Annotated in this window: 5 protein-coding genes and 1 pseudogene; all 6 read left to right on the top strand. The window is 69.3% G+C overall.

What is annotated here, in order from left to right:
• Positions 1–186, top strand: a pseudogene (locus ACFHWT_RS22840) (RNA-guided endonuclease TnpB family protein); the annotation flags it as partial.
• A complete protein-coding gene (locus ACFHWT_RS22835) occupies positions 186–506 on the top strand; it encodes a TetR-like C-terminal domain-containing protein (protein ID WP_416596703.1) in 321 nt (106 codons plus the stop codon). The pseudogene ACFHWT_RS22840 and the gene ACFHWT_RS22835, both read left to right, overlap by 1 nt.
• 98 nt (positions 507–604) lie before the next feature.
• A complete protein-coding gene (locus ACFHWT_RS22830; RefSeq protein WP_416596702.1) occupies positions 605–2,866 on the top strand; it encodes a tetratricopeptide repeat protein in 2,262 nt (753 codons plus the stop codon).
• 256 nt (positions 2,867–3,122) lie between these two features.
• Positions 3,123–4,460, top strand: coding sequence for a Rieske 2Fe-2S domain-containing protein (locus ACFHWT_RS22825; protein ID WP_416596701.1), 1,338 nt, complete (start codon positions 3,123–3,125; stop codon positions 4,458–4,460).
• A complete protein-coding gene (locus ACFHWT_RS22820; RefSeq protein WP_416596700.1) occupies positions 4,453–5,985 on the top strand; it encodes a glutamine synthetase family protein in 1,533 nt (510 codons plus the stop codon). The genes ACFHWT_RS22825 and ACFHWT_RS22820 overlap by 8 nt, the downstream gene beginning before the upstream one ends.
• A 12-nt stretch (positions 5,986–5,997) precedes the next feature.
• Positions 5,998–7,452, top strand: a complete 1,455-nt coding sequence (locus ACFHWT_RS22815) for an aldehyde dehydrogenase family protein (RefSeq protein ID WP_416596699.1) — start codon at positions 5,998–6,000, stop codon at positions 7,450–7,452.
• Positions 7,453–7,523: the final 71 nt, after the last annotated feature.

Below are 7,523 nucleotides of genomic sequence, written 5' to 3'. Positions count from 1 at the left end.
ATCAACGCCGCCATCAACATCAAGGCCGCCGGACAGGCGGACTTCAACGACCGTCGAGCGCACGTAAGACCGGGACTTGTCCCGGCGGCGCGCAGTGAAGCGGTAACCCACCCGGACGCCGCGTGTTCCACGCGCAGCGTGGAGGGAATCTCCGTTCTTCAAGGCGGAGAGGATGTCAACTGCTGATGTACGGCACCCCGGTGCCGGGGTACCACGCACCCGATGAAATCACCGGGATCGCCGCCGAGATCATGGCGGTCCTGCTCGATGCCAGCGCCGCGGTCCCGTCCGACGGTATGGCGACTCCGCTGGAGGCCCATCTGGCCGACCATCGGCAGTGGGCCGGCGAGCATCCGGCTCCACCAGCTGCGATGCGGCGAGCATTGGCGTTCTGGACCCGGCTACACGGGGTGCTCTCGCTGGAACTCGCCGGCCACTTCGACGGGATGGGCATTGACCCGGCGCAACTTTTCGCCGCCGAGGTGGACGAAGTTCTGGCGCTGTGACGGCGCACCATCCGGAGGCAGTGACGTAACCAGCGGTGTTGCGATGGGCTGGCATAGTGGTCGCACGATGGTAGTCGACGACTCTCGATGGGAAACTGGTGGACGTAGATCCGTTCCTCGAACGCGTATCATGGATCTCCGCAGCCATCGGCGTCGTCCCGGTCGGGATTCTGGTGACCTCGCTGATTCGGAAACGGACGCGATCGTCGGCTAGAGAGCTCGTCGAGCCCGGACCGGACTGGGCCGCGTCGCCGGGTGCCTCGCTGGCGGCACCGATCGGCAGTTTGCCTGTCAGGGTGCGCGGCCGTAGCGAAGTGCTGCGGTCGTTGCGTAGTTGGCTACGGCGGCCGCCGGGTCGGGTGCAGGTCCTGGCCGGACCAGGGGGTGTGGGTAAATCGACAGTCGCGCTGGAAACGTTCCGGTGGGCGACTGAGAACCAACGCAATAATTCGGCATGGTGGGTGCGGGCACATGATGCACGGAGCCTCAGCGATGGATTAGTCAGCCTGGCCCGGGTTCTCGGGGCGAACGATGTTGACGTGGCGGCGATTCGAGCCGGCACAGGGGCTGCAAAGGATCGGCTATGGGATCTTCTGGAACGGGCTGATCCGGGTTGGCTGCTCGTGTTCGACAATGTCGACGACCCGTGCCTGCTATTAGGCGGCGTTGCCGATGAGCCGGGGTGGTTGCGATCCAGCAAGAGAGGGTTGGTGCTGGTAACCAGCAGATGTCGCAGTCGGCGCCGATGGGGCCGAATCGTAGATGTGCGGCAGATCGATCTGTTGACTGCATCCGACGCGGTTGACGTGCTGATCGACGCGGCACCTGATGCGGGTTCGAGGGAAGACGCTGACCTGCTGGCCGACAGGCTCGGGCACCTGCCGCTGGCCTTGCGCCTGGCTGGCGCGAACATCAGTTCCAGGTTCGCCCGATGGCAATCTTTCAAGGCCTTCACCCGAGAACTTGACAGGACGGGTGCCGTGGGTGCACTCGACCGGGACAAGCTTTACGGTGATTACGAACGGGTGGTCGTAGCGCGGACCTGGGAGTTGTCACTGGATCTGCTGACCGATGAGGGCGTGCCGCAGGCTCGGGACATGTTGCGGCTTCTGTCCCGGTATGCAGCTGGAGTGCCGATACCAGTTGACCTGCTCCGGCTGCGGCCGATCGAGTCTCTGCGGGTCGGCAGGCCGATGCGCGTCGCTGAAGTGAATGCCGTCGAGGTGAGCCAGACGCTCCGAGGGCTCGCTGAGCTCTGCCTTGTAGACGAGTGTTCAACAGGTGTCGGCGGTGATCCGGAGTCGAGTCAGGCGCTGGTGGTGCACCCGGTCGTCGCAGAGACGAACCGTACGCTTCTCGACGAGGTCGGCCAGGAATCGCCGGGATCCGGGACTGACGAGATTCGGCGAACCGCAGTGAACTTGATTCATTCCGGGGTTAATTCTCTGCGGTTTGATGACAACCGGGAATGGTCGTGGTTCGAGCAATTGGCTCCGCACGTGCGGGAGTTACTTGCAACCACAGCGCGGCATCTTGACGATGAGTACCTGAGGCGGCTATTAGAGGCCGCCGCACATGTTGCTGCCTTCCTCGTCTGGAGCGGTCACGAAACAAAGGGTGAAAAACTCGCGGACGAGGCACTCTCCTTTGCGGCCCGGCTGAGTGCGGACGATGAGGCCTGTCTGCGGTTGCGCCATGAACGTGCCTGGGCCATCGGTAGGAATGGGCGGTGGGACGAAGCGGCCGAGGAGTTGAGACCGGTGTTGATTGCTCGAAATCGAACACTGGGGGTCGACCACCCGGATACTCTCGATACCCGGCACAAGCTCGCCTGGGCACGCGGCAAGCTGGGTGACTGGCCGGCCGCAGAAGCCGAGTTGCGTGCCGTCCGCGAGGTTCGCATCCGGGTTCTCGGTGACGAGCATCCCGATACGCTGCATACGCTCTGCTGTCTCGCGTGGGCGATCGCCAGCCAGGCTCGGTTGGCGGAGGCCGAGGCCGCGTACCACCACGTCATCGAGGTGCGTGCGCGAGTACTGGGTGAAGGTCACGTCGAGACATGGGACGCGCGCCATTCACTGGCTGAAGCGTTCGTGCTGCATGGGCGATACGCCGATGCGGAGTTCCTGCTCCGCGAGCTCATCGCAGCCCGTACCCGGATGCTTAACCTGGAGCACCCAGAGACCCTGGACGTCCGGCCACGCTACTGGCTTGCTCTCGCGCTGCGGGGACAGGGTAAGCGCCGGGCAGCCAAAAAGGAGTTGGAACGGCTCCTTGACGACCAGTCGCGAGCGCTCGGCGTCAGTCATCCGGCTACCCAGGACACTCTCCGACAACTGTCACCAAGCTTCTTTCGGTGAGGAACTCCGCCGCAGCACGCAGTGCGCTGTCGTGCGTGGGGTACTGCGCTCGATGCCGGGATGCTGGCCGAGGCGTCGGGTGTCCAGCGCGCCGGAGCGGCGGTCGCCGCCGGCGTGAGTGACGTCGCGGTACGACGGGGCGGAGCGCTGATCATCGGCGGAAACAGGGGGATGCTGCATCTATCGCTCTGCCGACATCTGTGCCAGGATTGGATCCAATGCACGCTGGATCGGATGCCTAGCTGGGAGGGGTGCCATGCTGCGGCGCGAGGAGAACGAGCTGATCACCCGCTCCGGGCCGGGCACGCCGCTCGGTCGGCTGATGCGCGCGTACTGGCAACCGGCGGCGCTGGTGTCGGAGCTGGACCCGCAGCGGCCGGTCAAACCCGTCCGGTTGCTCGGCGAGGACCTGGTGCTGTTCCAGCAGGCCGACGGTGGCTGGGCGCTGGTCGGGCGGTTCTGTGCGCACCGGGGCGTCGACCTGGCGTACGGCCGGCACGAGGACGGCGGGCTGCGCTGCCTCTACCACGGCTGGCTGTACGGGCCGGACGGGCGCTGCCTGGAGCAGCCGGCCGAGCCGCCGCACAGCACCTTCGCCAGCAAGGTGCGCATCCCCAGCTACCCGTGCGTCGAGCGCAACGGGATCATCTTCGCCTACCTCGGCGAGGGCGACCCGCCGCCGATGCCGCACTATGACTGCTTCCAGGCCCCCGACGAGTACACCTTCGCCTTCAAAGGACTGTGGGAGTGCAACTGGCTGCAGGGCGTCGAGGGCGGCATCGACCCCAGCCACGTCTCGTTCCTGCACCGGTTCATCGACGAGGATCCGCGCGACGTCTACGGCCAGCAGTTCAGCGAGGAGGTCGCCGGCACCGGGCAGAAGCTGTCCAAGCTGGTCGGCGACGCCTACCGGCCGGACATCGAGGTTGAGCAGGCCGAGCACGGCCTGCGGGTGTACGCGCTGCGCCAGCTCACCGACGAGATCCGCCACGTACGCATCACGAACCTGGTCTTCCCCAACGCGTTCGTGGTCCCGTTCGGCAACGACAAGGTCTTCTGCCAGTGGCACGTGCCGATCGACGACTACCACCACTACTGGTACATGATCTTCTACGACTTCGCCGAGCCGACCGACAAGCAGACCCTGCTCGCCCAGCGGCTCGACGAGGTCTCCCTGCCGGACTACCGGCCGCTGCGCAACCGGGCCAACAACTGGGGCTTCGACCCGGCCGAGCAGCGGGACCTGACCTACACCGGGATGGGCCTGGACATCAACGTCCACGACCAGTGGGCAGTGGAGAGCATGGGCCCGATCCAGGACCGCACCGTGGAGCGCCTCGGCGTCTCCGACCGGGCGGTCACCGCGAACCGCCGGCTGCTGCTGCGCGCCATTGACGCCTTTGAGGCCGGCAGCCCGGTCCCGGCCCGCCCGGCCGACGAGGCCGCAGCTGCCGAGCTGACCGGTCCGCTCGCCGTCGACACCGTGGCCCCGACCGACGGCTGGGAGCAGACCTGGCGCGAACGCGAGGCGCAGCGGCGGGCCGGCTCACCGTGGGCCGGCGCCCCGGCGCGGTCGGCGGCCGGCGATGCGTAGCCTCGACGAACGGCCCGTCGCCGACGGTGGGGACGGCCGCCGCGCCGTGCCGATGCTCGCCGCCGACCGGGGCGGCTTCATCGACCGTCATCAACTGTGGACCGACGCCCAGTACGCCGCCGCCGGCCAGCTGCGCCGGGTCGTCGACGAGCTCGGGATCGAGCTGATCCGGTTCACCTTCGCCGACCAGCACGGCGTGCTGCGCGGCAAGACGTTGACCCGCGAAGCGGCTGCCACGGCACTGCGGTCCGGCGTGACCGCGCCGTCGTCGCTGCTGCTCAAGGACCCGTCCGGCGCGTCGGTCTTTCCGGTCTTCGCCGCCGACACCGGCGTCGGGGTGAGCGGGTTCGCCGGTGCCGGGGACATCGTGCTGGTGCCCGACCCGACCACGTTCCGGGTGCTGCCGTGGGCGCCACGGACCGGCTGGGTGCTGTGCGACCTGCGGTTCCCCGACGGTGCCGCGGTGCCGTTCTGCACCCGTGGCCTGCTGCGCGGGCAGCTCGACCGGCTGGCCGCCGCCGGGTACGCGTTGACCGTCGGCGCCGAGCTGGAGTTCCACGTCTTCGCCGCCGACGGTCCCACCGACGGCGGCTTCGACGACGACCAGGTGGGTCGGCCGGGTGCGCCCGGTCAGCCCAGCGGCACCCGGCCGCTGAGCCGGGGCGCGCAACTGCTGCACGAGGACGGGCTGGACCGCGCCGACGAGGTGGTCCAACTGCTGCACCACGGGCTGACCCGGCTCGACCTGCCGCTGCGTTCCCTGGAGCTGGAGTTCGGGCCGAGCCAGTTCGAGATCACCATGACCGCCGGGGACGCGGCGGTCGCCGCCGACCAGGTGCTGCTGGCCCGCTCGGCGATCCGCCAGCTCTGCCGCCGGCACGGCTACCATGCCACGTTCATGTCCCGTCCGGCCGGTGCCCAGACCGCGTCCACCGGCTGGCACCTGCACCAGTCGCTGCGTGAGCTGGCCACCGGCGCGGCGGCGTTCGACCCGGTCACGCCGGGGGAGGCGCTCTCCTCGGTCGCCGGGCACTACCTCGCCGGTCTGCTGGAGCACGCCGGTGCGGCGGCCGCGTTCGCCACCCCGACGGTCAACGGCTACAAGCGTTACCTGCCGTTCTCGCTCGCCCCGGACCGGGTGGCCTGGGGGGTCGACAACAAAGGGGCCATGGTCCGAGCCGTCGGTGCCGGCTCCGACACCGGCGTACGGCTGGAGAACCGGTGCGGCGAGCCGGCCGCCAACCCGTACCTCTACATCGCGTCACAGCTGGTCAGCGGCCTGGACGGGATCGACCGGCGGCTCGCACCGCCGCCGGCGGTGCAGGACCCGTACGCCGCCGACGCGCCCCGGCTGCCGGCCTCGCTCGCCGAGGCGCTGACCGCGCTGGAGGCCGATCCGGCGTTCACCGCCGCGCTCGGCGCCCCGGTGATCTCCTGGTACGCGACGCTCAAGCGCCGCGAGTTCGCCCGCTACCTCGCGCACGTCTCCGACTGGGAGCAGCGCGAGTACTTCGACCTGATCTGAGGGAGCTGCCCGATGACGTCGTCTGTCGCCTCACTGGCCGACCTGGAGCCGTTCCACGTCGACGGCGAGTGGATCGCCCCGGGCGGGCGCGCGCTGATCGAGGTGCGTGACCCGTCCACCGGTGCGGTGATCAGCCGGGTCGCCCAGGCCACCGCCGACGACGTGGACGCGGCGGTGGCCGCCGCCACCCGGGCCTACGCCGACCGGCGGTGGAGCGGACTGGCCCCGCTGGAGCGCACCCGGGTGCTGCACCGGCTCGCCGACCTGATCGAGGCGCACCTCGAGGAGTTGGCGGTGCTGGAGACCCGGGACAACGGCAAGCCGATCGAACGCTCCCGAGCCGACACCGGCGCCGCCGCCCGGGCCTTCCGGCACTTCGCCGGGGCGACCAGCCGGCTGACCGGCACCGTGGTGCCGATCGACGGCGGTAGCCACCACGTCTACACGGTGCTGGAACCGGCCGGCGTCGCGGCGCTGATCCTGCCGTGGAACTTTCCGATCATGACCGGCTGCTTCAAGATCGCCCCGGCGTTGGCCGCCGGCTGCCCGGTGGTGGTCAAGCCGGCCGAGCAGACCCCGCTGACCATGTTGCGGGTGGCCGCGCTGGCCGCCGAGGCCGGCGTACCACCGGGGGTGTTCAACGTGCTCACCGGCGACGGCGAGGTCGGCGCGGCGCTGGTCGCCCACCCCCAGGTGGCGAAGGTGTCGTTCACCGGCTCCACCGAGGTGGGCCGGCTGGTGATGGCCGGTGCGGCGGCGACGACGAAGCGGCTCACGTTGGAACTGGGTGGCAAGAGCCCGAACATCGTCTTCGCCGACGCCGACCTGGACGCCGCAGTGCTGACCGCGATGCGGGCGTCGTTCGGCCATTCCGGGCAGATGTGCACCGCCGGCAGCCGGTTGCTGGTGCAGCGGTCGATCCTGGACGAGATGACCGAGCGGCTGGCCGCGGCGACCCGCCGGGTGCCGCTGGGCAACGGACTGGACGGCGGGGTGACCGTCGGTCCGTTGGTCTCCGAGGAGCAGCGCCAGCAGGTGCTGTCGTACATCGAGACCGGCATCCGGGAGGGCGCCACGGTCGCGGTCGGCGGCGGGGTGCCGGACCGGCCGGGCTACTTCGTCGAGCCGACCCTGTTCACCGGGGTACGCAACGACATGGTGATCGCCCGGGAGGAGATCTTCGGTCCGGTTACCGGGGTGATCGCCTTCGACGACGAGGACGAGGCGGTCGAGATCGGCAACGACACGTCGTACGGGCTGGCCGCCGGGGTGTGGACCCGGGACCTGTCCCGGGCCCACCGGATGGCCGCCGCGCTGCGGGTCGGCACGGTCTGGGTTAACACGTACAACATCTTCGACCCGGCGCTGTCCTTCGGCGGAGTCGGGGACTCCGGTCTGGGCCGGGACCTGGGCGACGACGCCCTGCATTCGTACTGCGAGCGCAAGGGCGTCGTCGTCGCGCTTTGACCGGCGGTGCCCGGTCCGGTCGGTGGCACCTCGCCGGACCGGGCACCGCCCCGATCACCGATGGGATCCAC

The organism is Micromonospora sp. LOL_021 (genome assembly GCF_048060215.1).
In the GTDB taxonomy this organism is placed as follows: domain Bacteria; phylum Actinomycetota; class Actinomycetes; order Mycobacteriales; family Micromonosporaceae; genus Micromonospora_E.
This window is presented reverse-complemented; position numbering and strand designations above follow the sequence as displayed.

Coding starts and splice junctions, on each gene's coding strand:
- ACFHWT_RS22835 (WP_416596703.1), top strand. CDS start 186: ATGTACGGCACCCCGGTGCCGGGGTACCACGCACCCGATGAAATCACC.
- ACFHWT_RS22825 (WP_416596701.1), top strand. CDS start 3,123: ATGCTGCGGCGCGAGGAGAACGAGCTGATCACCCGCTCCGGGCCGGGC.
- ACFHWT_RS22820 (WP_416596700.1), top strand. CDS start 4,453: ATGCGTAGCCTCGACGAACGGCCCGTCGCCGACGGTGGGGACGGCCGC.
- ACFHWT_RS22815 (WP_416596699.1), top strand. CDS start 5,998: ATGACGTCGTCTGTCGCCTCACTGGCCGACCTGGAGCCGTTCCACGTC.